Origin of the sequence: Pseudomonas sp. PB106 (assembly GCF_009764645.1) — a bacterium.
Classification (GTDB): domain Bacteria; phylum Pseudomonadota; class Gammaproteobacteria; order Pseudomonadales; family Pseudomonadaceae; genus Aquipseudomonas.
In genome coordinates this window covers 143,325-166,506 of sequence record NZ_RWIM01000017.1, presented here as the reverse complement: position 1 = coordinate 166,506, position 23,182 = coordinate 143,325, and the positions used below count along the sequence as shown (strand labels likewise).

General features: G+C 59.6%; 21 protein-coding genes. 13 read left to right on the top strand and 8 right to left on the bottom strand.

The window, feature by feature from the left end:
- Positions 1-62: 62 nt before the first annotated feature.
- Together EJA71_RS03625 and EJA71_RS03620 are read right to left on the bottom strand one after the other, a co-directional pair.
- Positions 63-1,205, bottom strand: coding sequence for an HlyD family secretion protein (locus tag EJA71_RS03625; protein ID WP_158954375.1), 1,143 nt, complete (start codon positions 1,203-1,205; stop codon positions 63-65).
- Entirely contained in the window at positions 1,202-2,857 is a 1,656-nt protein-coding gene (locus EJA71_RS03620; RefSeq protein WP_158954373.1) for an MFS transporter, read from the bottom strand. The genes EJA71_RS03625 and EJA71_RS03620 overlap by 4 nt, the downstream gene beginning before the upstream one ends.
- Positions 2,858-3,180: 323 nt before the next feature.
- Here EJA71_RS03620 and EJA71_RS03615 point away from each other — a divergent pair, with 323 nt between their 5' ends.
- From EJA71_RS03615 to EJA71_RS03590, 6 genes are all read left to right on the top strand, one after another.
- Positions 3,181-4,476, top strand: coding sequence for an OprD family porin (locus EJA71_RS03615; RefSeq protein ID WP_158954371.1), 1,296 nt, complete (start codon positions 3,181-3,183; stop codon positions 4,474-4,476).
- A 404-nt stretch (positions 4,477-4,880) separates the two neighbouring features.
- Positions 4,881-5,705: an NAD(P)-dependent oxidoreductase gene (locus EJA71_RS03610; protein WP_158954369.1), complete on the top strand. Its 825-nt coding sequence runs from the start codon at positions 4,881-4,883 to the stop codon at positions 5,703-5,705.
- Between the two features lie 30 nt (positions 5,706-5,735).
- Positions 5,736-6,629, top strand: coding sequence for an SMP-30/gluconolactonase/LRE family protein (locus tag EJA71_RS03605; protein WP_158954367.1), 894 nt, complete (start codon positions 5,736-5,738; stop codon positions 6,627-6,629).
- 58 nt (positions 6,630-6,687) lie between these two features.
- Positions 6,688-7,659, top strand: a complete 972-nt coding sequence (locus tag EJA71_RS03600; protein ID WP_158954365.1) for a TRAP transporter substrate-binding protein — start codon at positions 6,688-6,690, stop codon at positions 7,657-7,659.
- Between the two features lie 75 nt (positions 7,660-7,734).
- Entirely contained in the window at positions 7,735-8,262 is a 528-nt protein-coding gene (locus EJA71_RS03595; RefSeq protein WP_158954363.1) for a TRAP transporter small permease, read from the top strand.
- A complete protein-coding gene (locus EJA71_RS03590) occupies positions 8,262-9,542 on the top strand; it encodes a TRAP transporter large permease (protein WP_158954361.1) in 1,281 nt (426 codons plus the stop codon). The genes EJA71_RS03595 and EJA71_RS03590 overlap by 1 nt, the downstream gene beginning before the upstream one ends.
- A gap of 50 nt (positions 9,543-9,592) precedes the next feature.
- Here EJA71_RS03590 and EJA71_RS03585 read toward each other — a convergent pair whose 3' ends face one another.
- The 3 genes from EJA71_RS03585 to EJA71_RS03575 all read right to left on the bottom strand — a co-directional run bounded on the left by EJA71_RS03585 (position 9,593) and on the right by EJA71_RS03575 (position 12,154).
- Positions 9,593-10,393: a sulfite exporter TauE/SafE family protein gene (locus EJA71_RS03585; RefSeq protein WP_158954359.1), complete on the bottom strand. Its 801-nt coding sequence runs from the start codon at positions 10,391-10,393 to the stop codon at positions 9,593-9,595.
- A 9-nt stretch (positions 10,394-10,402) separates the two neighbouring features.
- Complete coding sequence (locus EJA71_RS03580; protein WP_158954357.1) at positions 10,403-11,644, bottom strand: FAD/NAD(P)-binding oxidoreductase; 1,242 nt, start codon at positions 11,642-11,644, stop codon at positions 10,403-10,405.
- A 168-nt stretch (positions 11,645-11,812) separates the two neighbouring features.
- Complete coding sequence (locus EJA71_RS03575; RefSeq protein ID WP_158954355.1) at positions 11,813-12,154, bottom strand: helix-turn-helix transcriptional regulator; 342 nt, start codon at positions 12,152-12,154, stop codon at positions 11,813-11,815.
- A gap of 91 nt (positions 12,155-12,245) precedes the next feature.
- Between EJA71_RS03575 and EJA71_RS03570 the strand changes: the two genes are divergently transcribed.
- Positions 12,246-13,109: an MBL fold metallo-hydrolase gene (locus tag EJA71_RS03570; protein ID WP_158954353.1), complete on the top strand. Its 864-nt coding sequence runs from the start codon at positions 12,246-12,248 to the stop codon at positions 13,107-13,109.
- 58 nt (positions 13,110-13,167) lie between these two features.
- Complete coding sequence (locus tag EJA71_RS03565) at positions 13,168-14,094, top strand: tyrosinase family protein (RefSeq protein WP_256671471.1); 927 nt, start codon at positions 13,168-13,170, stop codon at positions 14,092-14,094.
- Positions 14,095-14,097: 3 nt separating this feature from the next.
- Here EJA71_RS03565 and bkdR read toward each other — a convergent pair whose 3' ends face one another.
- Complete coding sequence (gene bkdR / locus EJA71_RS03560; RefSeq protein WP_158954351.1) at positions 14,098-14,586, bottom strand: Bkd operon transcriptional regulator BkdR; 489 nt, start codon at positions 14,584-14,586, stop codon at positions 14,098-14,100.
- 185 nt (positions 14,587-14,771) lie between these two features.
- Here bkdR and EJA71_RS03555 point away from each other — a divergent pair, with 185 nt between their 5' ends.
- The 5 genes from EJA71_RS03555 (at position 14,772) to EJA71_RS03535 (ending at position 20,972) form a co-directional block, all read left to right on the top strand.
- Positions 14,772-16,007: a 3-methyl-2-oxobutanoate dehydrogenase (2-methylpropanoyl-transferring) subunit alpha gene (locus EJA71_RS03555; RefSeq protein ID WP_158954349.1), complete on the top strand. Its 1,236-nt coding sequence runs from the start codon at positions 14,772-14,774 to the stop codon at positions 16,005-16,007.
- Between the two features lies 1 nt (position 16,008).
- Positions 16,009-17,067: an alpha-ketoacid dehydrogenase subunit beta gene (locus EJA71_RS03550; protein WP_007952909.1), complete on the top strand. Its 1,059-nt coding sequence runs from the start codon at positions 16,009-16,011 to the stop codon at positions 17,065-17,067.
- Positions 17,068-18,339, top strand: a complete 1,272-nt coding sequence (locus EJA71_RS03545) for a dihydrolipoamide acetyltransferase family protein (protein ID WP_158954347.1) — start codon at positions 17,068-17,070, stop codon at positions 18,337-18,339.
- A gap of 7 nt (positions 18,340-18,346) precedes the next feature.
- Positions 18,347-19,720, top strand: a complete 1,374-nt coding sequence (gene lpdA / locus EJA71_RS03540; protein WP_158954345.1) for a dihydrolipoyl dehydrogenase — start codon at positions 18,347-18,349, stop codon at positions 19,718-19,720.
- A gap of 232 nt (positions 19,721-19,952) precedes the next feature.
- Entirely contained in the window at positions 19,953-20,972 is a 1,020-nt protein-coding gene (locus EJA71_RS03535) for a branched-chain amino acid aminotransferase (RefSeq protein WP_158954343.1), read from the top strand.
- Between the two features lie 74 nt (positions 20,973-21,046).
- On the opposite strand, the gene EJA71_RS03530 is transcribed toward EJA71_RS03535, so the two are convergent.
- Together EJA71_RS03530 and EJA71_RS03525 are read right to left on the bottom strand one after the other, a co-directional pair.
- Positions 21,047-21,868, bottom strand: coding sequence for a TIGR03915 family putative DNA repair protein (locus EJA71_RS03530; protein WP_158954341.1), 822 nt, complete (start codon positions 21,866-21,868; stop codon positions 21,047-21,049).
- Entirely contained in the window at positions 21,865-23,085 is a 1,221-nt protein-coding gene (locus EJA71_RS03525; RefSeq protein WP_158954339.1) for a putative DNA modification/repair radical SAM protein, read from the bottom strand. Before EJA71_RS03525 ends, EJA71_RS03530 begins: the two co-directional genes overlap by 4 nt.
- Positions 23,086-23,182: the final 97 nt, after the last annotated feature.

Below are 23,182 nucleotides of genomic sequence, written 5' to 3'. Positions count from 1 at the left end.
GCCTTCGGCAGCTCCTACAGAGTACCCATGTAGGAGCTGCCGAAGGCTGCGATCTTTTGATCTTAATGGGGTTGGGTGTCGCCAGCGGCGGTGTCGATGCTGACCACCACCGACATCCCCGGCCGCAGCCGTTCCTCTTCCTGCTGATCCGCATCGATGGTGATGCGCACCGGCACGCGCTGGGCGATTTTGACGAAGTTGCCCGTCGCGTTATCCGCCTGCAACAGCGCAAATTCAGACCCGGTCCCCGGCGAAATATGCTGCACATGCCCGGTGAATTTACGGTGGTTCAACGCATCGACCGTGAAGCGCACCGGCTGCCCGACCCGCACGTTGTCCATCTGGGTTTCCTTCATGTTGGCGATCACCCATTTCTGGTTTGGCACCAACGCCATCAACTGCGCCCCGGAGTTGACGTAGGCGCCCAAACGCACGCCGATTTGCCCTAACTGGCCGTCGCGCGGGGCGACGATACGGGTGTTCGACAGATCGATCCGCGCCAGTTGCACCGCCGCCTCGGCGCTGGCCACTGCCGCTTCCAGCGAGCCGCGATTGACGATCACCGTTTGCAGATCCTGGCGGGCGATTTCCAGATTGGCCTTGGCCTGCGCCACCGCCGCAATGCTTTGCGCATTGGCCGCCAGCGCCACGTCCATCTCGCGTTTGGACACCGAACCGTCGCGCACCAACTCCTGATTTCGACGCAGATCGGCCTCGCTCTTGCGCAGCTGCGCTTCGCTGTCGGCTTGCACGGCCTGACGCAACTTGATCGTCGCTTCGGCGCTGTTGCGCTGCTGCACCACGTTGGCCAGAGATGCCTTTTGCACCGCCAGTTGCGCCAACGACTGATCGAGGCGCTGCTGGTAGATACGGTCGTCGAGGCGCACCAGCAAATCGCCGGCCTTCACGTACTGGAAATCCTGCACCGGCACTTCAAACACATAACCGGCAAGCTGCGGACCGATGATCGTCACCTGCCCGCGAATCAACGCGTTTTCGGTGGTCTCGACCGCGCTGCTGAACGGTGGCAACTGCCACGCATACAAGACGATCAACACGCCAACGATGGCAATCATGGCGAAGCCCAGCGAGGAAATAATCCGCACCCGCAGCGAACGTGGCTCGGTGTTCGGCGATGACGGCGGCGCGACACCTTCAGGCGTGGCGGCAATAGCGTGGGTGGTTGTGGTGGTCGGTTCGGTCATGAAGAAATGGCACCGCTCGAAGGTGTGGATGGCGCGGGGGCGACGGCTTTGGTGGTGCTCATCAGCCACAGCGCACGAATGGACAGCCAGATCATGGTCAGCACCGCAATCACGGCGATCAGCATGAACACGTCGTTATAGGCCAGCACGTTGGCCTCACGGGTAGCGGCATTGGCCAGGGTGCGAATACCCGCGAGGTTGCGCAGGCTCGGGTCGGCCAGCACCGAGCCGAACGCTGAGCCGCCGCTCTGCACCCGGGCGGCAACCAACGGATCGGACAGCACCAGATGCTCGACGATATGACTGGAATGGAATTTCTCACGGACGATCTGGAAGGTTCCCAGAAGCGCGGCGCCAAGCAGGCCGCCAAGGTTATTGCAGATCCCGAACAGCACGGAAAAACTCACCAGATTGCGCGGATTGGTCAGCACATTGCGCGTGCCGAGAACCATGGTCGGGCCGAGGAAAAACGTGCTGCCGAACGCCAGCAGGAACTGGCTGAAATACAGGTTCTGCGGGCGGGTCAAGTTGTTGGAAAAACTGTCCATCACCGACCCGGTGGCCATCAGACCCAGGGAGATGATCAGCGGCATCAACAGGTGCTTGGGATCGATCGTCAGCGCGCTGGTCAACAGCCCCGCGACGCTGCCAATCAGCATGACCACGTACAGGCTGTGCAACTGCTCGTAGCCCATGTTCAGGTTCTGCATGAAACCCACCGCCCCGGTGGACTGCTCCGAGGTGACCATACGAATCAGAGTCACCGCCAGCGCCAGGCGGATCATCGTTCCGCTGCCAAGCCAACGGGTCATCAGCATCGGGTTGCTGCGGTTATGTTCGATGGCCAGGCCGGCGAGAATCAGCGCGATGGACGAGGCCAGGGCAACACCGATCCAGTCCGCCTCCAGCCACCAGTCGATCCGCCCCAGTGATAACACTGCGCACAACAGCGCAACGCCTGTGGCGAGAATCGCGAAGGTCAGGAAGTCGAGTTTTTCGAAGGTTTTGAAGCGGTCGCCCGGCGGCAATTTGAGCATCAACACGCAACCGAGCGACAGCAACGCCATGCCTAACTCGAACAGGTACAAGCCACGCCATTCGGCGATTTGCAGCAAGTCTTCGGAGAACAAACGCGCCAGCGGCAGCGCCAATTGCGAGGTGCCGAGACCGAGGACCAGCGCCTTCATTCGCCACTTTGCCGGGAACGCCTGAACCATGTAATACAGGCCCAGCGAACTCAGCGCCGCGCCAACCATGCCGTGCGCCGCACGCACCGCCACCGCCGAATTCAGGTCGTTGACGAACAAATGGCCGAAGGTCACCAGCGCATACAGCACCAGAAACACTTCGGTAAACGCGCGCAAACCGAACTGCTGGCGAAACTTCACCAACAGCAGGTTCATCGACACGTTGGTCATCACATACGCCGCCGGCAGCCAGGCCATTTCTGCGGTGGTTGCGCCGAGGGCGCCCTGCAGATACGTCAGGTTGGCGACCACCAGCGAATTACCCAAACCACCGGTCACCGCCACCAGCAAACCGACCAGCGCATAGGCCAGGCGCTTGGGATTGGAGTGCAACGGCGTCGAGGGAGAACCGGGCAGACTGGGCTTCTCGTGGGGTTGCCAGTTGCGCGGGGCGTATTGATCCATTGAAAGGCCTTGTGCGGAAGGTGGTTAAGTTTGCCGCAAATTCATTGCTAAAACACTTTTCCCCCTGTTATCCACCAAACCCTGTGGGAGCTGGCTTGCCAGCGAAGAGGCCGGCACATCCAGCATCCTTGTTGAATGACACTGCGCAATCGCTGGCAAGCCAGCTCCCACAAGGTTGGGCAGAGAGCTGGAAATTCAGGTTCACCAAGTCATCGTATAACTTGTTATTGACATTCCCCGAAAACCTAGGAAATATCCGCAACCATGTTGTACGACGACGTATAACAAAAATAAAAACAATAAACGCAACAGGGAGCGTCACAGTGAGCACACTCGTCCGCAATTCCGTCCGCCCTTCCCGCTTTTCCGTTATTTGCCCGCGTTCCACCCTGAGCCTGATCGGCTGCAGCAGCCTGGCCCTCGCGCTACCGATGAGCGCCGATGCCGAAGGCTTTCTCGAAGACAGCAAAGCCACGCTGAACCTGCGCAACGCCTACTTCAACCGCAACTTCGTCAACCCGGCCAACGCCCAGGGCAAGGCCGAAGAGTGGACGCAGAACTTCATCCTCGACGCCAAATCCGGCTTCACCCAAGGCACCGTCGGTTTCGGTCTGGATGTGCTGGGGATGTATTCGCAAAAGCTTGATGGCGGCAAAGGCACCGGCGGCACGCAGCTGTTGCCGATCCACGATGACGGGCGTCCGGCGGACAACTTCGGCCGTCTCGGCGTGGCGTTGAAAGCCAAGGTGTCGAAGACAGAATTGAAGGTCGGCGAGTGGATGCCGGTCCTGCCAATCCTGCGCTCCGACGATGGTCGCTCACTGCCGCAAACCTTTCGCGGCGGCCAGATCACTTCCACCGAAATCAATGGCCTGACCGTTTACGGCGGCCAGTTCCGCGGCAACAGCCCGCGCAACGATGCGAGCATGGAAGACATGTCGATGAACGGCCGCGGCGCGTTCACTTCGGATCGCTTCAACTTCGGCGGCGGCGAATACACCTTCAACGACAAGCGCACCCTGGTCGGCGTGTGGTACGCCGAACTCAGCGACATCTATCAGCAGCAGTATTTCAACCTCAGCCACAGCCAGCCGCTCGGCGACTGGACGCTGGGCGCCAACCTCGGTTTCTTCACCGGCAAGGAAGACGGCAGCGCCCAGGCCGGCGACCTCGACAACAAGACCGCGTTCGCCATGCTGTCCGCCAAATACGGTGGCAACACCTTCTACGTCGGCCTGCAAAAACTGGGCGGCGACGACGCGTGGATGCGGGTCAACGGCACCAGCGGCGGCACCTTGGCCAACGACAGTTACAACGCCAGTTATGACAACGCCAAGGAGCGCTCCTGGCAGCTGCGTCACGACTACAACTTCGTCGCCCTCGGCATTCCCGGCCTGACCCTGATGAACCGCTACATCAGCGGCGATAACGTGCACACCGGGACCATCACCGATGGCAAGGAATGGGGCCGCGAGTCGGAACTGGCTTACACCGTACAGAGCGGTCCGTTGAAAAACCTCAACGTGAAATGGCGTAACGCGACGATTCGCCGGGATTTCAGCACCAACGAGTTTGACGAAAACCGGATCTTTGTCAGCTATCCGATTTCGTTGTTGTAAGCAATTTCCCCTGTGGGAGCGAGCTTGCTCGCGAATGCGTCCTGTCAGTCGATGCAAAAATCGCCTGCACCGGCCCTATCGCTGGCAAGCCAGCTCCCACAGTTACCAAAGTTATTTTCGATATCTGTGCTCACGGCAGCACCCTGTGGGAGCTGGCTTGCCAGCGATGGCGGCTGCAGATTCAACATGAGTGTTGATTGACACACCGCATTCGCGAGCAAGCTCGCTCCCACAAGGGATCGCATTGCAAGTACAGGATTGGAGTATCGAACGAAAAGAGCATTGGGCCTTCCGTCATCTACACCGAAAGTCGCGTTGACAAGTTCTGGAAACCCTACCGATACTTCAGCGCAGTCATACGACAACCTACAACAAACCTAATAACAATGTGTTCAGGGATTGCCATGACGTCTACCTCCACACCCCGTGCTCCATTCAATCGCCTGCTGCTGACCGGCGCTGCCGGTGGCCTGGGCAAAGTTCTACGCGAACGCCTGCGCCCTTACGCCAATGTCTTGCGCCTGTCCGACATCGCCGCCCTCGCCCCGGCGGTCGATGATCGCGAAGAAATCGTCGTCTGCGACCTCGCCGACAAACACGCCGTGCACCAATTGGTCGAAGGCGTCGATGCGATTCTGCATTTCGGCGGCGTCTCCGTTGAGCGCCCGTTCGAAGAAATCCTCGGCGCCAACATCTGCGGCGTCTTCCACATTTATGAAGCCGCGCGGCGGCATGGCGTGAAGCGGGTGATCTTCGCCAGTTCCAACCACGTCATCGGCTTCTACAAACAGGACGAACACCTCGACGCCAGCTCCGCCCGCCGCCCTGACGGCTACTACGGATTGTCCAAGTCCTACGGCGAAGACATGGCCAGTTTCTACTTCGATCGCTACGGCATCGAGACCGTCAGCATCCGCATCGGCTCCTCGTTCCCCGAGCCGCAAAACCGTCGAATGATGCACACCTGGCTGAGCTTCGACGACCTCACGCAATTGCTCGAACACTCGCTGTACACGCCCAACGTCGGCCACACCATTGTCTACGGCATGTCCGACAACAAGGACGTGTGGTGGGACAACCGCTTCGCCAGCCACCTCGGCTATGAAGCGAAGGACAGCTCCGAAGTGTTCCGTGAAAAAGTCGAAGCGCAACCAATGCCGGCCGCCGATGACCCGGCACGCATCTATCAGGGCGGCGCGTTTGTCGCGGCCGGTCCGTTCGGCGACTGATCACTCTGACAACGACACAAGGGATTGAGTATGCAAGCCGAATTGATCGTCGACGCCCGCAACGCCGTGGGCGAAAGCCCGGTCTGGGTACCGCAGGAAAATGCGCTGTACTGGGTCGATATTCCCAACGGTGGACTGCAACGCTGGAGCGCCGACAACGGCCATGTACATGCCTGGAAAGCCCCGGAAATGCTCGCCTGCATTGCCCGCCACAGCCGTGGCGGCTGGATCGCCGGCATGGAAAGCGGCTTCTTTCATCTGCACCCGCACAGCGACGGCAGCCTCGACAGTGAGCTACTGGCCAGCGTCGAGCACAACCGTGATGACATGCGTCTCAACGATGGTCGCTGCGACCGTCAGGGTCGATTCTGGGCGGGCAGCATGGTGCTGAACATGGGCCTGAACGCGCCCGAGGGTCGGCTCTATCGTTACGGCGCCGGGCAGTCCGGGGTGGTCGAAGCGCAGCTCGACGGCTTCATCGTGCCCAACGGCCTCGGCTTCAGCCCCGACGGCAAAACCCTGTACTTGTCCGACTCGCACCCCAACGTGCAATTGATCTGGGCGTTCGATTACGACACCGACACCGGCACCCCGTCGAACCGTCGGGTGTTTGTCGACATGAACGATTACTGCGGCCGCCCCGACGGCGCGGCAGTAGACGCCGACGGTTGCTACTGGATCTGCGCCAACGACGCCGGCCTGGTTCATCGCTTCACGCCGGACGGACGCCTTGATTACTCGCTGCCCGTGCCGGTGAAAAAACCCACCATGTGCGCCTTCGGTGGCAGCGGGATGGACACCTTGTTCGTCGCCTCGATCCGTCCCGGCGATGACCACGATCCGCAATCCCTGGCCGGCGGCGTGTTCGCCCTGAACACCGGCGTCAAAGGCCTGCCGGAGCCACTGTTCGACTCTTTGCTGTAACCCGATTGCTGCACCGCTGCGCCTTGAACACAACAATAACAAGACTGGAGACACCCCCATGGACTTCAAACGCACCTTGCTCGCCGCTGCACTTCCACTGATGTTCACCTTCGCCGGTGCCGCCCAGGCGCTGGAACTCAAATTCGCTGACATCCACCCCGCCGGTTACCCGACTGTCGTAGCCGAAGAAAGCATGGGCAAGACCCTGACCAAGGAAACCAACGGCGAGCTGACCTTCAAGTACTTCCCGGGCGGTGTGCTCGGTTCGGAAAAGGAAGTCATCGAGCAGATGCAGGTCGGCGCGGTGCAGCTGTCGCGCGTCAGCCTGGGTATCGTCGGCCCTGTGGTGCCGGACGTGAACGTGTTCAACATGCCGTTCATCTTCCGCGACCAGCAACACATGCGTGACGTCATCGATGGCCCGGTAGGCGACGAGATCCTCGGCAAAATCACCAACTCCGAATTCGGCCTGGTGGCCCTGGCCTGGATGGACGGCGGCACACGCAACATCTACACCAAGAAACCGGTACGTAAACTCGAAGACCTCAAGGGCATGAAAATCCGTGTCCAGGGCAACCCGATGTTCATCGACATGATGAACGCCATGGGCGGCAACGGCATCGCCATGGACACTGGCGAAATCTTCAGCGCCCTGCAGACCGGCGTGATCGATGGCGCGGAAAACAACCCGCCGACCCTGCTTGAACACAACCACTTCCAGAACGCCAAGTTCTACAGCCTGACCGGTCACCTGATCCTGCCCGAGCCGATCGTGATGTCGAAAATCACTTGGGAAAAACTCACCCCGGATCAACAGGCGCTGGTCAAGACAGCCGCCAAGGCTGCCCAGGCGGAAGAACGCGTGCTGTGGGACAAGAAGTCCGCTGCCAGCGAAGAAAAACTCAAGGCTGCCGGCGTCGAGTTCATCACCGTCGACAAAAAACCCTTCTACGACGCCACCGCCGCGGTTCGGGAGAAATACGGCGCGCCGTATGCCGATCTGATCAAAAAGATCGAAGCCGTTCAGTAACGCCTCCCGCTCCATACTCATGAAAAGGCCCGGCGCGCCCGATGTTCGAGGCGCGCCCGGTTACGGTGGAACCCGATGAAGAATTTGCTGCTGCGTATCAACGACAAGATTTACATGACGTGCATCTGGGTCGCCGGCCTTTCCGTCCTGGCGATTTCCCTGATGATCCCTTGGGGCGTGTTTGCCCGCTATGTGCTGGGCACCGGTTCGAGCTGGCCGGAACCCACAGCGATTCTGCTGATGATGGTGTTCACTTTTATCGGCGCTGCCGCCAGTTATCGCGCTGGCGCGCACATGGCCGTGGCGATGCTCACCGACCGCATGCCGCCGCAACTGAAATCCGCTGCGTCGATTTTTTCCCAACTGCTCATGGGCCTGATCTGCCTCTTCATGACCATCTGGGGCTTCAAGCTGTGCATGTCCACCTGGAACCAGTTCATGGCCGCCCTGCCCGACCTGCGGGTTGGCGTGACGTATTTGCCGATTCCAGTGGGCGGCTTGCTCACGCTGATTTTCGTTGTCGAAAAACTCTTGCTCGGTGACCAGAGCAAACGTCGAGTCGTGCAGTTCGACCTGGTCGAAGAAAGTGAAGGTGCCGCTTAATGGACGCTCTGATTCTGCTGGGCAGTTTTATCGTATTGATCCTGGTCGGCATGCCGGTCGCCTACGCGCTGGGTGCTGCTGCCCTGATCGGGGCATGGTGGATCGACATTCCGTTCCAGGCGGTGATGATCCAGGTTGCTTCGGGGGTGAACAAATTCTCGTTGCTGGCCATTCCGTTCTTCGTGCTGGCCGGTGCGATCATGGCCGAGGGCGGCATGTCGCGCCGGTTGGTAGCGTGTGCCGGGGTGCTGGTTGGATTCGTGCGCGGCGGCCTGTCACTGGTCAACATCGTTGCATCGACTTTCTTCGGCGCGATCTCCGGTTCGTCGGTGGCCGACACTGCGTCGGTGGGTTCGGTGCTGATTCCGGAAATGGAGCGCAAAGGTTATCCGCGCGACTTCTCCACGGCAGTGACCGTCAGCGGTTCGGTGCAGGCCTTGCTGACACCGCCGAGCCACAACTCAGTGCTCTATTCGCTGGCGGCCGGTGGCACGGTTTCGATTGCCTCGCTGTTCATGGCCGGCATCGTCCCGGGCCTGATGATGAGCGCCTGCCTGATGGTGCTGTGCCTGATCTTCGCGAAAAAGCGCAACTACCCAAAGGGTGAAGTAATCCCGATGCGCCAGGCGTTGAAAATCGTCGGCGAAGCGCTGTGGGGCATGATGGCGATGGTGATCATTCTCGGCGGGATTCTCTCCGGTATCTTCACCGCGACCGAGTCGGCAGCCATCGCCGTGCTCTGGGCGTTCTTCGTGACCATGTTCATCTACCGCGACTACAAGTGGCGTGAGCTGCCGAAACTGATGCACCGCACGGTGCGGACGATTTCGATCGTGATGATCCTGATCGGTTTCGCCGCGAGCTTCGGTTACATCATGACGCTGATGCAGATTCCGGCGAAAATCACCACGCTGTTCCTGACCCTGTCGGACAACCGCTATGTGATCCTGATGTGCATCAACGTCATGCTGCTGTTGCTCGGCACGGTGATGGACATGGCGCCACTGATCCTGATCCTCACGCCGATCCTGATGCCGGTGATTCTCGGCATCGGCGTCGACCCGGTGCAGTTCGGCATGATCATGCTGGTGAACCTGGGGATCGGATTGATAACGCCGCCGGTGGGCGCGGTACTGTTTGTCGGGTCAGCGGTGGGCAAAGTGAGTATTGAAAGCACTGTCAAAGCGTTGCTGCCGTTCTACGCGGTGCTGTTCCTGGTGTTGATGCTGGTCACCTACATTCCGGCAATTTCCCTGTGGTTGCCGCATTTGGTGTTGTAAGAACCTAAAAGATCGCAGCCCTCAACGGGCTGCGGTTTCTTTTTTGAAACTCAAGCCCGCAACAACATATACCCCGCCACCACCAGACAGACACTGGCAAACCCCACCTGCAACGCCCGCGCCGGCACCCGCGCGCACAGTTTGCGCCCGATGATCATGCCGACAATGCTGGCCACAATGAACGCTGCACCCTGACTGTCGATGCGCACACCTGCGTGAAACGAGCCGATCACGCCAATCGCCGAAATAAGGCTGATCACCATCAACGACGTGGCAACGATGCCGCGCATCTGCACATCGGTCAGTTGCTTGAACGCCGGCACGATCAAGAAGCCGCCACCAACGCCGAGCAAACCGGACACCACCCCGGTAATTGCGCCCAATGCCGCCAGGGTCGCGGTGCATTTGGCGGTCCAGTCGAAGCGACCGGTGTCTTCGTTGAGCATGCAGTTCTTCTGGCCCCAACTGGCGTGACCGTGATCGCTCGGGCCTGCCTGCTGGCGCTCGCGCCGCAGCATGCGCCAGGCGACCATGACCATCAGCAGACTGAACAGCACCATGAGGATTTTTTCCGGCAACTGATGCGCGAAGTAAATCCCCAGCGGCGAAAACACCGCACCCAACGCCGCAATCAACAGCGCCGCGCGATAACGCACCAAGCCATGACGCAAACCGTCGATAGCGCCGACCGCCGCCGCGCTGCCGACCGCGAACAATGCGACCGGCGCTGCTTGCGTCATCGTCCAGCCAAGCCCGAGCACCAGCGCCGGCACCGCAAGAATGCCGCCACCGGCCCCGGTCAAACCGAGTACCAACCCCATCACCACGCCAAACAAAGTTGCCAGCAACATAGGTTTTTCTCAGTCGACCTTGGACAAACCCGTCAGCCACTCGCGGCCCTTGAGCATGCCATTCCAGTAGAACCACGGCAGCAACGTCGCCTTGAGGAACCACGCCGAACGTCGCGCCTGCGTCGGGTCCAGAGGGAACGTCGGCAGCAATTTACCGGCATAGCCGAACTCGGCGAGGATCACTTTGCCCTTCTCCACTGTCAGCGGGCAGGAACCATAGCCGTCGTACTTCAGCGGCAGCGGTTTTTGCTTGCGCAGCGCCAACAGGTTTTCCGCGACCACGACCACTTGCTTGCGCACTGCCGCAGCGGTTTTGGCATTGCTCGTGCCGCAGATGTCACCGAGTGCGAACACCTCCGGATAACGCGGATGTTGCAGACTGTTCGGGTTGACTTCGCACCAGCCGGCGGCGTCGGCCAGCGAACTTTGCGCGATGAAATCCGGCGAGACTTGTGGCGGCACCACGTGCAGCAGGTCGAAGGTTTTCGCCTCGCGCGTGACGTTGCCGTCGGCGTCCTTGATCTCGAACCACGCGGTTTTCGCCGGCCCATCGACCTTGACCAGGTTCGAGTTGAAAGCCAGTTGCGCGTTGTACTTTTCGATGTATTTCATCAACGGCGGGACGAATGTCGCCACGCCGAACAGCGCGGCACCGGCCACATTAAATTCGACCTTGATGTTGTTCAGCACAGCGTTTTTCAGCCAATGATCGCAAGACAGGTACAGCGCCTTTTGCGGTGCGCCGGCGCATTTGATCGGCATCGCCGGTTGGGTGAACAGCGCTGTGCCACCGCGCAGTTTCTGCACCTGATCCCAGGTGTACTGCGCGTGTTGATAGCTGTAGTTGGAGGTGACGCCGTGTTGGCCGAGGCTTTCCTGCAAACCTTCGATTTTCTCCCAGGCCAGACGCAGGCCGGGGCAGACAATCAGGTTCTGGTAGCCGACTGTGCGTTCGTCGTTGAGGGTAAGTTGTTTTTTGTCGGGATCGATGCCCGTGACGGCAGCTTGAATCCAGGTGGCCTGACGTGGCATCACCTTGGCCATTGGCCGTGCGGTGTCTTTCACGTTGAAGGCGCCACCGCCAACCAGCGTCCACGCCGGCTGGTAGTAATGCTGAGTGCTCGGTTCAATGACCGTGATGCTCCCTGGATCACGCTTGAGCAGACTGGCGACAAAACCGATACCGGCAGTGCCGCCGCCGATGACCACGATGTCCGCACTGATGGATGGGCCCCAGTGTTGATCGTTCATTGCTTGTTCCTTTTTGCTGCACGCAAGGATTTTTCCGAGTCAACCACTAAACCTGTGGGAGCTGGCTTGCCAGCGATGGCGACCTGTCCTTCACCATAGATGTCGGATGTGCCGGCCTCATCGCTGGCAAGCCAGCTCCCACAGGGTACGTGGTGTTCTGGCTGGCATTTATTGATGGCCGAGGTTTTTCAGTACCGCCCCGCAATAAAGCCCCGACAGGGTCTTCATCACCTGAATCACTTCGTGACTGGCCAGCCCGTAGAAAATGTATTTGCCTTCACGGCGGGTCGCGACCAGGCCTTCATCGCGCAAGATGCCCAATTGCTGGGACAACGTCGGCTGGCGCACGCCGGTCATTGTTTCCAGCTCGCCGACATTGCGTTCGCCTTGGGTCAGTTGACACAGGATCAACAGGCGATCTTCATTGGCCAGGGCCTTGAGCAATGCGCAGGCCTTGGAAGCCGAGGCGCGCAGTTGGGCAACTTCACATTCGGTCAGACTGGATTGCATTTGCACGATGCCTTCAACGTCACTTAAGCTGCGAACATTATGTTTTTAGATAAAGTGATGCAACCCATTTTCCTTGTTCAGGTTGGTGTCCATGCCCGCGCAGATTGAATCGTTCCTCGACCCCGCCTCCTCGACCTACAGCTACGTGGTCTATGAAGACGATGGCGGACAATGCGCAATCGTCGATCCAGTGCTCGATTACGACGCTGCCGCCGGACGAACCTGCACCGCGCAGGCGGACAAGATCATTGCCTTCGTGCGCGCCCACCAGTTGCAAGTGCAATGGCTGCTGGAAACCCACGCCCACGCCGATCACCTGTCCGCCGCACCGTATCTGCGCCGGGAACTGGGCGGCAAAATCGCCATCGGCGAATCGATCAGCAAAGTGCAGAACGTGTTCAAGGCACTGTTCAATCTGGAGCCAGAGTTTCGCGTCGACGGCTCGCAGTTCGATCATCTGTTCGCCCCCGGTCAATCGTTCAGGATCGGCAACCTCAAGGCCACCGCCCTGCACGTGCCCGGACACACGCCGGCAGACATGGCGTACCTGATCGACGGCGAACAGATCCTGGTCGGCGACACCTTGTTCATGCCCGACGTCGGCACCGCCCGCTGCGACTTCCCCGGTGGCAATGCCCAGCAGTTGTTCAACTCGATTCACAAATTGTTGGCGTTCCCGGCCAGCGTGAAACTCTACGTGTGCCACGACTACCCGCCGGAAGGTCGCGCCGCGCAATGCCAGACCACCGTCGGCGAACAGCGCAAAAGCAATATTCATGTGCATGACGGGATTGATGAAGCGGCGTTCGTAGCGATGCGCACCACGCGTGACGCCGGCCTCGGCATACCCACGCTGTTACTGCCAGCGATTCAAGTCAACGTACGGGCGGGGAATTTGCCAGCGGCGGAGGAAAACGGTGTGGTTTACCTGAAGATTCCGCTCAACTCCGTGTAAGAAAAATCCGCACAACTCATTGATAGCGTCACATTTCCCATGCTATGCGGCGATCGTCATGAACTGGAAAAATGACCCTCCGGGGCCAGACTTCATTGGGCACCTCACCAATGGAATTTTTCGAAATATGGACATTCGCCGAAACCATCGGGACATGACTCCCGAACAGAAAAAAGGCTTCATCACGGCCCTTCTGGTATTGAAAAACATCACCCCCAGCGTACTTCGGCCCGGTCTGCAGCACCGTTATGACGACTTTGTGCAGATTCACAAGAACTTCATGGGTCCAGGTACTCCGGCTGTCCCCAACCCGCATCGCTCCCCCCTGTTCTTCCCTTGGCACCGGATTCTGATTCGCCAGTTCGAACTGGAATTGCAAGCTGCCGTCGGCGACCCGTCGCTTACCCTGCCTTATTGGAACTGGAGCATGAGCGGGGCCAATGATCCCTTCACCGATGACTTTATGGGTCGAGACGGTGATCCCAATCATGACCAGCGAGTAACGTTCGGGGCCTTCGCTCTCGACAAAGGCCTCTACGCCGTCAGGATATGGGACAACGACGAAGAAGGAGGCGATGCGGGGGTTAGACGTAACTTTGGTGCGCAAGGTTTGTTACCTTCGTCGGCAGATCTCGAGTCCGTTTCTGCCAAAACCCCTTACTGGTCAGTGCCGGACGGTTGGGCAAATCTCCTCGAAGGCATGCATGACGAAGTGAGCTCGTGGGTCGGCGGCAACATGACCTCGGCTGCATCCCCCAACGACCCGATATTTTTTCTCCATCACTGTCACCTCGATTTTCTTTGGGAACAGTGGAAGAGCCGACACCCTGCAGAAGCACCGTTCTCGTTTCACGAAAATGCTTCCCCTGAAATGTATGGCACAAGGCTTGTCTTTCACCTGGACAGCGAGCCCGCCCCTTGGGCCACTGACTGGAAGGTGAAGCAAGTACTCGATAGCAAGGCGCTCGGTTACGCCTACGGCTGATGCTCACGAACCGAGAATCAGACCATTGACCGGTAACGGCAACGCCGTTTTGTAGCGCACCTGCTTCAAGGCAAAGCTCGAGCGGATGTTCGCCACCCCGGGCACCTTGGTCAAAAAGTCCATCATGAAGCGCTCCAGCGACTGAATAGTCGGCACCAAAACCCGGATGAGGTAGTCCGGGTCGCCGGCCATCAAATAGCACTCCATGACTTCGGGGCGATCGGAAATCGCCTCTTCGAAATGCTGTAACGCTTCTTCGACCTGTTTCTCGAGGCTGACGTGGATGAACACATTGACGTGCAGGCCCAAAAGGTCGGCGTCCAGCAGGGTGACCTGATCGCGGATCAGCCCCAATTCTTCCATCGCTTTCACCCGATTGAAGCACGGTGTCGGCGACAGGTTCACCGAGCGCGCGAGGTCAGCGTTGGTGATGCGCGCATTCTCCTGAAGGCTGTTGAGAATGCCGATATCGGTACGGTCCAGTTTGCGCATGAGACAAAACCACCTATTTTTTATGTTTATGCAGAATTTCTATCTGCAAATCGTCTGCAGCGCAACGAAACAGAGATAAATATTCTTCTTGGCCGGGCCTATGATTGTTGTAGGACAAGATTTCCTCTACCGAGGAATGACTGCCAGCTCACTACAAGAAATTCACAAGATCGAGCGTAGAAGCCATGACCCAAGCGTATGAACCGCTGCGTCTGCACGTCCCTGAACCCTCGGGCCGCCCAGGCTGCAAAACAGACTTTTCCTACCTGCATCTGACCGATGCCGGTACGGTGCGCAAACCTCCCGTTGATGTAGAACCTGCCGACACCGCCGACCTGGCGCGTGGGCTGATTCGCGTGCTTGACGATCAGGGCAACGCCCTCGGCCCATGGGCTGAGAACGTGCCGGTCGAGATCCTGCGCAAAGGCATGCGCGCGATGCTCAAGACGCGCATCTACGACAACCGCATGGTCGTCGCCCAGCGTCAGAAAAAAATGTCGTTCTATATGCAGAGCCTCGGCGAAGAAGCCATCGGCAGTGCCCAGGCCCTGGCCTTGAACATCGACGACATGTGCTTCCCGACCTATCGCCAGCAAAGCATTCTGATGGCCCGCGAAGTTCCGCTGGTCGACCTGATCTGCCAACTGCTGTCCAACGAGCGCGATCCGCTTAAGGGCCGGCAGTTGCCGATCATGTACTCGGTCAAGGACGCCGGTTTCTTCACCATCTCCGGCAACCTCGCCACGCAGTTCATTCAGGGCGTGGGCTGGGGCATGGCGTCGGCGATCAAGGGCGACACCAAAATCGCCTCGGCATGGATCGGTGACGGCGCTACCGCCGAATCGGACTTCCACACCGCCCTCACCTTCGCTCACGTTTACCGTGCGCCGGTGATCCTCAACGTGGTCAACAACCAATGGGCGATTTCGACCTTCCAGGCCATCGCCGGTGGTGAAGCCACCACCTTCGCCGGACGCGGCGTCGGTTGCGGCATCGCTTCGCTGCGCGTGGATGGCAACGATTTCTACGCGGTTTACGCCGCCTCGGCCTGGGCCGCCGAACGCGCCCGCCGCAATCTCGGTCCGACCATGATCGAATGGGTCACCTACCGCGCCGGCCCGCACTCGACTTCCGACGATCCATCGAAATACCGTCCTGCCGATGACTGGAGCCACTTCCCGCTTGGCGACCCAATCGCTCGTCTCAAACAGCACCTGATCAAAGCCGGCCACTGGTCGGACGAAGAGCACGCCGCCGTCAGCGCCGAGCTCGAAGCCGAAGTGATTGCCGCGCAGAAACAGGCCGAACAGTACGGCACCCTCGCCGGCGGCCAGATTCCAAGCGCCGCGACCATGTTCGAAGACGTCTACAAAGAGATGCCGGAGCACTTGAAGCGCCAGCGTCAGCAGTTGGGGATCTGACATGAACGATCACAACAACAATATTCAGTTGGAAACCGCCATGACCACGACCACCATGACCATGATCCAGGCCCTGCGCTCGGCCATGGATGTGATGCTTGAGCGTGACGATAACGTGGTGGTATTCGGGCAGGACGTCGGCTACTTCGGTGGCGTGTTCCGTTGCACCGAAGGTCTGCAGACCAAGTACGGCACCTCGCGCGTGTTCGATGCGCCGATTTCCGAGAGCGGCATCGTCGGTGTTGCCGTCGGCATGGGCGCTTACGGTTTGCGTCCGGTGGCCGAGATTCAGTTCGCTGACTACGTTTACCCCGCCTCCGACCAGATCATTTCCGAAGCGGCTCGCCTGCGTTATCGCTCGGCTGGCGAGTTCACCGCACCGATGACCCTGCGCATGCCTTGCGGCGGCGGCATCTACGGTGGCCAGACCCACAGCCAGAGCATCGAAGCGATGTTCACTCAGGTCTGCGGCCTGCGCACGGTGATGCCGTCCAACCCGTATGACGCCAAAGGCCTGCTGATCGCCTCCATCGAAAACGATGACCCGGTGATCTTCCTTGAGCCGAAACGCCTGTACAACGGCCCGTTCGACGGCCACCACGACCGCCCGGTAACCCCGTGGTCGAAACACCCTGCCGCACAAGTCCCGGACGGTTACTACACCGTGCCGCTGGACGTTGCCGCGATCACCCGTCCGGGCAAGGACGTGACCGTGCTGACTTACGGCACCACCGTTTATGTCTCGCAGGTCGCTGCCGAAGAAAGCGGCGTTGATGCCGAAGTCATCGACCTGCGCAGCCTGTGGCCGCTGGACCTGGAAACCATCGTCAAGTCGGTAAAGAAAACCGGCCGTTGCGTGGTGGTTCACGAAGCCACCCGCACCTGCGGTTTCGGCGCCGAACTGGTGTCGCTGGTGCAAGAACATTGCTTCCATCACCTGGAAGCGCCGATCGAACGCGTCACCGGTTGGGACACCCCCTACCCGCACGCGCAGGAGTGGGCGTATTTCCCAGGGCCGTCCCGAGTGGGCGCGGCGTTGAAACGGGTCATGGAGGTCTGAATGGGCACGCACGTTATCAAGATGCCGGACATCGGCGAAGGCATCGCAGAAGTAGAACTGTCGCAGTGGCACGTCAAAGTGGGCGATCTGGTGGTTGAGGATCAGGTGCTGGCGGACGTGATGACTGATAAGGCGATGGTCGATATTCCGTCGCCGGTGCATGGCAAGGTAATTGCCCTTGGCGGTCAGCCGGGGGAAGTGATGGCAGTTGGCAGTGTGCTGATCAGCATCGAGGTTGAAGGTGCCGGCAATTTGAAGGAATCGGCCGCGCCTGCTCCAGCCAAAGAAGCGCCTGTGGCGCCGAAAGTTGAGGCCGTTGTTGAAAGCAAACCTGCTCCAGCCGCACCGCGCCCGGCTGCCGTTTGCCAAGGCCCGATGGTTGCGCGTGAAGCGGATGAACGCCCACTGGCCTCCCCGGCCGTGCGCAAACATGCGCTGGATCTGGGAATTCAATTGCGTCTGGTACGCGGCTCCGGCCCGGCCGGTCGGGTGTTACACGAAGACCTCGACGCTTATCTGGCGCAAGGTCAGTCGAGCGCCTCGGCGCCGGTTGGCGCTGCTTACGCCCAGCGTAACGACGAAGAACAGATTCAAGTGATCGGCATGCGCCGCAAGATCGCTCAGCGTATGCAGGACGCGACCCAGCGTGCCGCGCACTTCAGTTACGTCGAAGAAATCGACGTCACTGCGATTGAAGAACTGCGCGCTCACCTCAACGAAAAACATGGCGCCAGCCGTGGCAAGTTGACCTTGCTGCCATTTCTTGTCCGCGCCTTGGTCGTCGCCCTGCGCGACTTCCCGCAGATGAACGCCCGTTACGACGACGAAGCCCAAATCATTACCCGCCTCGGCGCGGTGCATGTCGGCGTCGCCACGCAAAGCGATGTCGGCCTGATGGTGCCGGTAGTGCGTCACGCCGAAGCGCGCAGCTTGTGGGACAGCGCTGCAGAAATCTCCCGTTTGGCCAACGCCGCGCGTAATGGCAAGGCCAGCCGCGATGAGTTGTCCGGTTCGACCATCACCCTGACCAGCCTCGGTGCGCTGGGCGGCATCGTCAGCACGCCGGTGTTGAACCTGCCGGAAGTGGCCATCGTCGGCGTCAACAAAATCGTCGAACGGCCGATGGTCGTCAAAGGCCAAGTGGTGATCCGCAAGATGATGAACCTCTCCAGCTCCTTCGATCACCGCGTGGTCGACGGCATGGACGCGGCGCTCTTCATCCAGGCCATTCGCGGCTTGATCGAACAACCAGCCACTTTGTTTGTGGAGTAAGGCGCGTATGCAATCTCTGAACACCACGCTGCTGATCATCGGCGGCGGCCCCGGCGGTTATGTAACAGCGATTCGTGCCGGGCAACTGGGCATTCCAACCATTCTGGTCGAAGGCCAATCGCTGGGCGGTACTTGCCTGAATATCGGCTGCATCCCGTCGAAAGCGTTGATTCATGTCGCTGAGCAGTTTCACCAGACCCAGCATCACAGTGAGCATTCGGCGCTGGGCATCAGCGTTTCGGCGCCGACGCTCGACATCACTAAAAGTGTCGAGTGGAAGGACGGTATCGTTGATCGCCTGACCACTGGCGTTGCGGCCCTGCTGAAGAAAAACAAGGTTCAAGTCATCAATGGCTGGGCCAAAGTCATCGACGGCAAAACCGTAGACGTCGGCGACACGCGCATTCAGTGCGAACATTTGGTGCTGGCAACCGGTTCGACCAGCGTCAATCTGCCGATCCTGCCAATCGGCGGGCCGATCATCTCCTCCACTGAAGCGCTGGCGCCGACATCCGTGCCGAAACGTCTGGTGGTGGTTGGCGGTGGTTACATTGGTCTGGAGCTGGGCATCGCTTATCGCAAGCTTGGCGCCGACGTCAGCGTTGTTGAGGCGCAGGATCGCATCCTGCCGGCCTACGACGCCGAACTGACGCAACCGGTACATGACGCGCTGAAGCAACTGGGCGTGAAGCTGTATTTGAAGCACAGCGTGCTGGGCTTCGACGGCACCTTGCAGGTGCGCGACCCTGACGGCGAAACGCTGAATCTGGAAACCGATCAGGTGCTGGTCGCGGTCGGTCGCAAACCGAATACCCAAGGCTGGAACCTCGAAGCGCTGAATCTGGACATGAACGGCTCGGCGATCAAGATCGACAGCCGCTGCCAGACCAGCATGCGCAACGTTTACGCCATCGGCGACTTGAGCGGCGAGCCGATGCTGGCTCATCGTGCAATGGCACAAGGCGAAATGGTTGCCGAGTTGATCAGCGGCAAAACCCGCGAGTTCAACCCGACCGCCATTGCCGCCGTGTGCTTTACCGACCCGGAACTGGTAGTGGTCGGCAAGACCCCGGACGAGGCTAAAGCGGCCGGTCTGGACTGCATCGTTTCCAGTTTCCCGTTCGCCGCCAATGGCCGGGCGATGACGCTGGAGTCGAAAAGCGGCTTCGTGCGGGTGGTCGCTCGTCGGGACAATCATCTGATTGTCGGCTGGCAGGCAGTGGGTGTTGGTGTGTCGGAGTTGTCGACGGCATTTGCGCAAAGTCTGGAAATGGGCGCGCGGCTGGAAGACATCGGCGGCACCATCCATGCGCATCCGACCTTGGGTGAAGCGGTGCAGGAAGCGGCGTTGCGTGCTCTCGGGCATGCATTGCATATGTGATGTGCGGTGGCAGTGATGGCCCCTTCGCGAGCAAGCTCGCTCCCACATTTGAAATGTATTCCCCTGTGGGAGCGAGCTTGCTCGCGAATTGTCAGGGGCAAACGGAACTATCTACCTGTCATCCGATAGTCCGGGCTGCGAAACCGCTCAATAATGAAGTATTGTTGTGCCCATCCAAAAAACGTCAGAAGCCTTGAACCGTTTCGACGGTTGTTCAGTGATAGAGGGTGTCATGGGTAACGAAAGCATCAATTGGGACAAGCTGGGTTTTGACTACATCAAGACCGACAAGCGCTATCTGTCGTACTTTCGCGATGGCGAGTGGGACAAAGGCACCCTGACCGAAGACAACGTGCTGCACATCAGCGAAGGCTCGACTGCCCTTCATTATGGTCAGCAGTGCTTCGAAGGCATGAAGGCCTATCGTTGCAAGGACGGCTCGATCAACCTGTTCCGCCCGGACCAGAACGCCCTGCGTATGCAACGCAGCTGCGCGCGTCTGCTGATGCCGACAGTCGACACCGAGCAGTTCATCGAAGCCTGTAAAGAAGTGGTTCGCGCCAACGAGCGTTTCATTCCGCCGTATGGCACCGGCGGCGCGCTGTATCTGCGCCCGTTCGTGATCGGCGTGGGTGACAACATCGGCGTGCGTACTGCGCCGGAGTTCATCTTCTCGATCTTCTGCATCCCGGTCGGCGCCTACTTCAAGGGCGGCCTGACTCCGCACAACTTCCAGATTTCCAGCTACGACCGCGCCGCCCCACAAGGCACTGGCGCAGCCAAGGTCGGCGGCAACTACGCTGCCAGCCTGATGCCGGGCTCGAAAGCGAAGAAAGCCAACTTCGCTGACGCGATCTACCTGGATCCGATGACCCACACCAAGATCGAGGAAGTCGGGTCGGCCAACTTCTTCGGGATCACCCACGACAACAAGTTCATCACCCCGAACTCGCCGTCCGTTCTGCCAGGCATCACCCGCCTGTCGCTGATCGAACTGGCGAAATCGCGCCTGGGTCTGGAAGTGATTGAAGGCGACGTGCTGATCGACAAGCTGTCGGACTTCAAGGAAGCCGGTGCCTGCGGTACTGCGGCGGTGATCACCCCGATCGGTGGCATCAGCTACAACGATCATCTGCACGTATTCCACAGCGAAACCGAAGTCGGCCCGGTCACCCAGAAGCTCTACAAAGAACTGACTGGTGTGCAAACCGGCGACATCGAAGCGCCAGCGGGCTGGATCGTCAAGGTTTGATTTGACGGCTTTGGATGTGCGAAAGCCCCCCACCGAGTGATCGGTGGGGGGCTTTTTTGTTGTGAAGATGAAGATTATTTCAAGGCAATCCTTTTTCCGGCCCGACTGGCTATCCCACTCGCCTGCCCATCCTGCTGTTTGCCCATTCGCGCCTGGGTAATCAATCCCGGAATCAATTCGCCCTCCGGCAGATTCTTCCAGAACCGCACCGGCAAATGCCCTTGCATGACCTTCTCGTTCAACCGCGCCGGATTGAAAATGTGGCTGTAATAGGTCAGCCAAAGATCGCCATGAGGGTCATCAACGTTCTGCGCCAGTTGCTGCCATTGCACCGGGCATTCACGCTGATGGATCAATTGCTCGCCATCGTAATAAACCCCATCACGCGGGGTGGCGATCAACCAGCGATGTCGGCCCATACGCGCTACAAAATGTTCGCTGGCACTGTGCAGGATATCGTGGGCAGGTTCGTGCCACGCCACGTACTCAGGGCCGGCACTGGCCTTGGGCCGCTCGATGAAGCGCACAAACGCATGCAGATGATGAGCTTCGCGGCGCACTTGCTTGATGCGCCGCTGCAATTCGCTACCGAGCTTGTCACCGGCCATCATTGCGGTGCGATCACCGTGGCTGACGCGCCACAACACTTCGTACAACAGACTCCAGCGTTGATCACCGCGGTATTGCGCCGCTTGCTCCAAGGTATCGAGCAGCACGCGCGGGATCTTCGCCATAAACGGTCCCTGCCCTTCCGGCACCGGATCATCATTGGCAAACAGATCGCCCACGCCTTCCGACGCCCAGCTCACCAGGCTCGGATCGACTTCATGGCTGAGCAGCCAGCGCGCCTGCTGGCGCCAGGTGTCGAACAAATCGTCGCAGTCGAGATTGATCATCCCCACAACCCCATCTGCTGCGGCATCGGCCGGTCGCGCAATTGCTGATAGAGCAAGTGGCTGGTGACCTCGGCCTGCTGCGGGTGATAGTCGCTGGTGATGATGAAGGGTTTGGCCTTGGCCAGGACGCAGCGCATGCGTGCGACATCTTCGTAGCGGATCTTTCGTTGCCGGCGCAGCTCGACCAGACGTTCGGTGGTGCGCAAACCGATGCCGGGGATACGCGCAATCAATGACGCTTCGGCGCGGTTGAGATCAAGCGGAAACACTTCGCGATTCTGCAACGCCCACGCCAGTTTCGGATCGATGTCCAACGCCAGATTGCCCGGTCCCTTGAGCAGTTCGTCGGCGCTGTACCCGTAACTGCGCAAGAGGAAATCCGCCTGATACAAACGGTGTTCGCGCATCAGTGGCGGCGCGGCCAGTGGCACGCTTTTCGGGCTGTCGGGGATCGGGCTGAAGGCCGAATAGTAAACGCGGCGCAAGCGGTAGTTGCCATACAGCGACTGCGCGCTGTGCAAAATCGTGCTGTCGTCAGTGTCATCGGCGCCGACGATCAGTTGCGTGCTCTGCCCGGCAGGGGCGAACTTCGCCGAGCGCGGTTCGTTCAAAACGGTCTGCACACCGGTGTAGATGGTGCTCATCGCTTTTTTGATCGAAGCGATATCTTTCTCCGGTGCCAGGGTTTGCAAACTGGCATCGGTGGGCAGTTCGATGTTCACGCTCAGGCGATCGGCGTAGCGCCCGGCTTCTTCGATCAGTGCCGGGTCGGCGTCGGGAATGGTCTTGAGATGGATGTAGCCGCGAAACTCATGCTCTTCGCGCAACAGCTTCGCCACCCGCACCAGTTGCTCCATGGTGTAATCCGCCGAGCGGATGATTCCCGAGCTGAGGAACAGCCCGCTGACGCAGTTGCGCCGGTAGAAATCCAGGGTCAGCGTCACCACTTCTTCGGGCGTGAAGCGCGCGCGGGGTACGTCGCTGGAGCGGCGATTGACGCAGTATTGGCAATCGTAGAGGCAGAAATTGGTCAGCAGAATTTTCAACAGCGACACGCAACGCCCGTCGGGCGTGTAGCTGTGGCAAATGCCCATGCCATCGGTCGAGCCCAGCCCGGTCTTGCCCTCGGAGCTGCGCTTGGGCGCGCCGCTGCTCGCACAGGACGCGTCGTACTTGGCGGCGTCGGCGAGGATGCTCAGCTTATCGATGATTTGCATGGCGCGAGCCCTTTACTGTTTGGATATACAGTATAGGGTCGAGCTCGGGGTTACAAGGTGGTAGAAGTGCACCTCGTCGGTCAGGAGCTCAAGATCA

Bases quoted from the DNA above. Each gene is read 5' to 3' on its own strand.
- EJA71_RS03590 (WP_158954361.1), top strand. From the start codon at position 8,262: ATGGACGCTCTGATTCTGCTGGGCAGTTTTATCGTATTGATCCTGGTC.
- EJA71_RS03610 (WP_158954369.1), top strand. From the start codon at position 4,881: ATGACGTCTACCTCCACACCCCGTGCTCCATTCAATCGCCTGCTGCTG.
- EJA71_RS03555 (WP_158954349.1), top strand. From the start codon at position 14,772: ATGACCCAAGCGTATGAACCGCTGCGTCTGCACGTCCCTGAACCCTCG.
- EJA71_RS03530 (WP_158954341.1), bottom strand. From the start codon at position 21,868: ATGATCAATCTCGACTGCGACGATTTGTTCGACACCTGGCGCCAGCAG.
- lpdA (WP_158954345.1), top strand. From the start codon at position 18,347: ATGCAATCTCTGAACACCACGCTGCTGATCATCGGCGGCGGCCCCGGC.
- EJA71_RS03545 (WP_158954347.1), top strand. From the start codon at position 17,068: ATGGGCACGCACGTTATCAAGATGCCGGACATCGGCGAAGGCATCGCA.
- EJA71_RS03575 (WP_158954355.1), bottom strand. From the start codon at position 12,154: ATGCAATCCAGTCTGACCGAATGTGAAGTTGCCCAACTGCGCGCCTCG.
- EJA71_RS03600 (WP_158954365.1), top strand. From the start codon at position 6,688: ATGGACTTCAAACGCACCTTGCTCGCCGCTGCACTTCCACTGATGTTC.
- EJA71_RS03535 (WP_158954343.1), top strand. From the start codon at position 19,953: ATGGGTAACGAAAGCATCAATTGGGACAAGCTGGGTTTTGACTACATC.
- EJA71_RS03620 (WP_158954373.1), bottom strand. From the start codon at position 2,857: ATGGATCAATACGCCCCGCGCAACTGGCAACCCCACGAGAAGCCCAGT.
- EJA71_RS03565 (WP_256671471.1), top strand. From the start codon at position 13,168: ATGAACTGGAAAAATGACCCTCCGGGGCCAGACTTCATTGGGCACCTC.
- EJA71_RS03580 (WP_158954357.1), bottom strand. From the start codon at position 11,644: ATGAACGATCAACACTGGGGCCCATCCATCAGTGCGGACATCGTGGTC.
- EJA71_RS03550 (WP_007952909.1), top strand. From the start codon at position 16,009: ATGAACGATCACAACAACAATATTCAGTTGGAAACCGCCATGACCACG.
- EJA71_RS03525 (WP_158954339.1), bottom strand. From the start codon at position 23,085: ATGCAAATCATCGATAAGCTGAGCATCCTCGCCGACGCCGCCAAGTAC.
- EJA71_RS03585 (WP_158954359.1), bottom strand. From the start codon at position 10,393: ATGTTGCTGGCAACTTTGTTTGGCGTGGTGATGGGGTTGGTACTCGGT.
- EJA71_RS03595 (WP_158954363.1), top strand. From the start codon at position 7,735: ATGAAGAATTTGCTGCTGCGTATCAACGACAAGATTTACATGACGTGC.
- bkdR (WP_158954351.1), bottom strand. From the start codon at position 14,586: ATGCGCAAACTGGACCGTACCGATATCGGCATTCTCAACAGCCTTCAG.
- EJA71_RS03625 (WP_158954375.1), bottom strand. From the start codon at position 1,205: ATGACCGAACCGACCACCACAACCACCCACGCTATTGCCGCCACGCCT.
- EJA71_RS03570 (WP_158954353.1), top strand. From the start codon at position 12,246: ATGCCCGCGCAGATTGAATCGTTCCTCGACCCCGCCTCCTCGACCTAC.
- EJA71_RS03605 (WP_158954367.1), top strand. From the start codon at position 5,736: ATGCAAGCCGAATTGATCGTCGACGCCCGCAACGCCGTGGGCGAAAGC.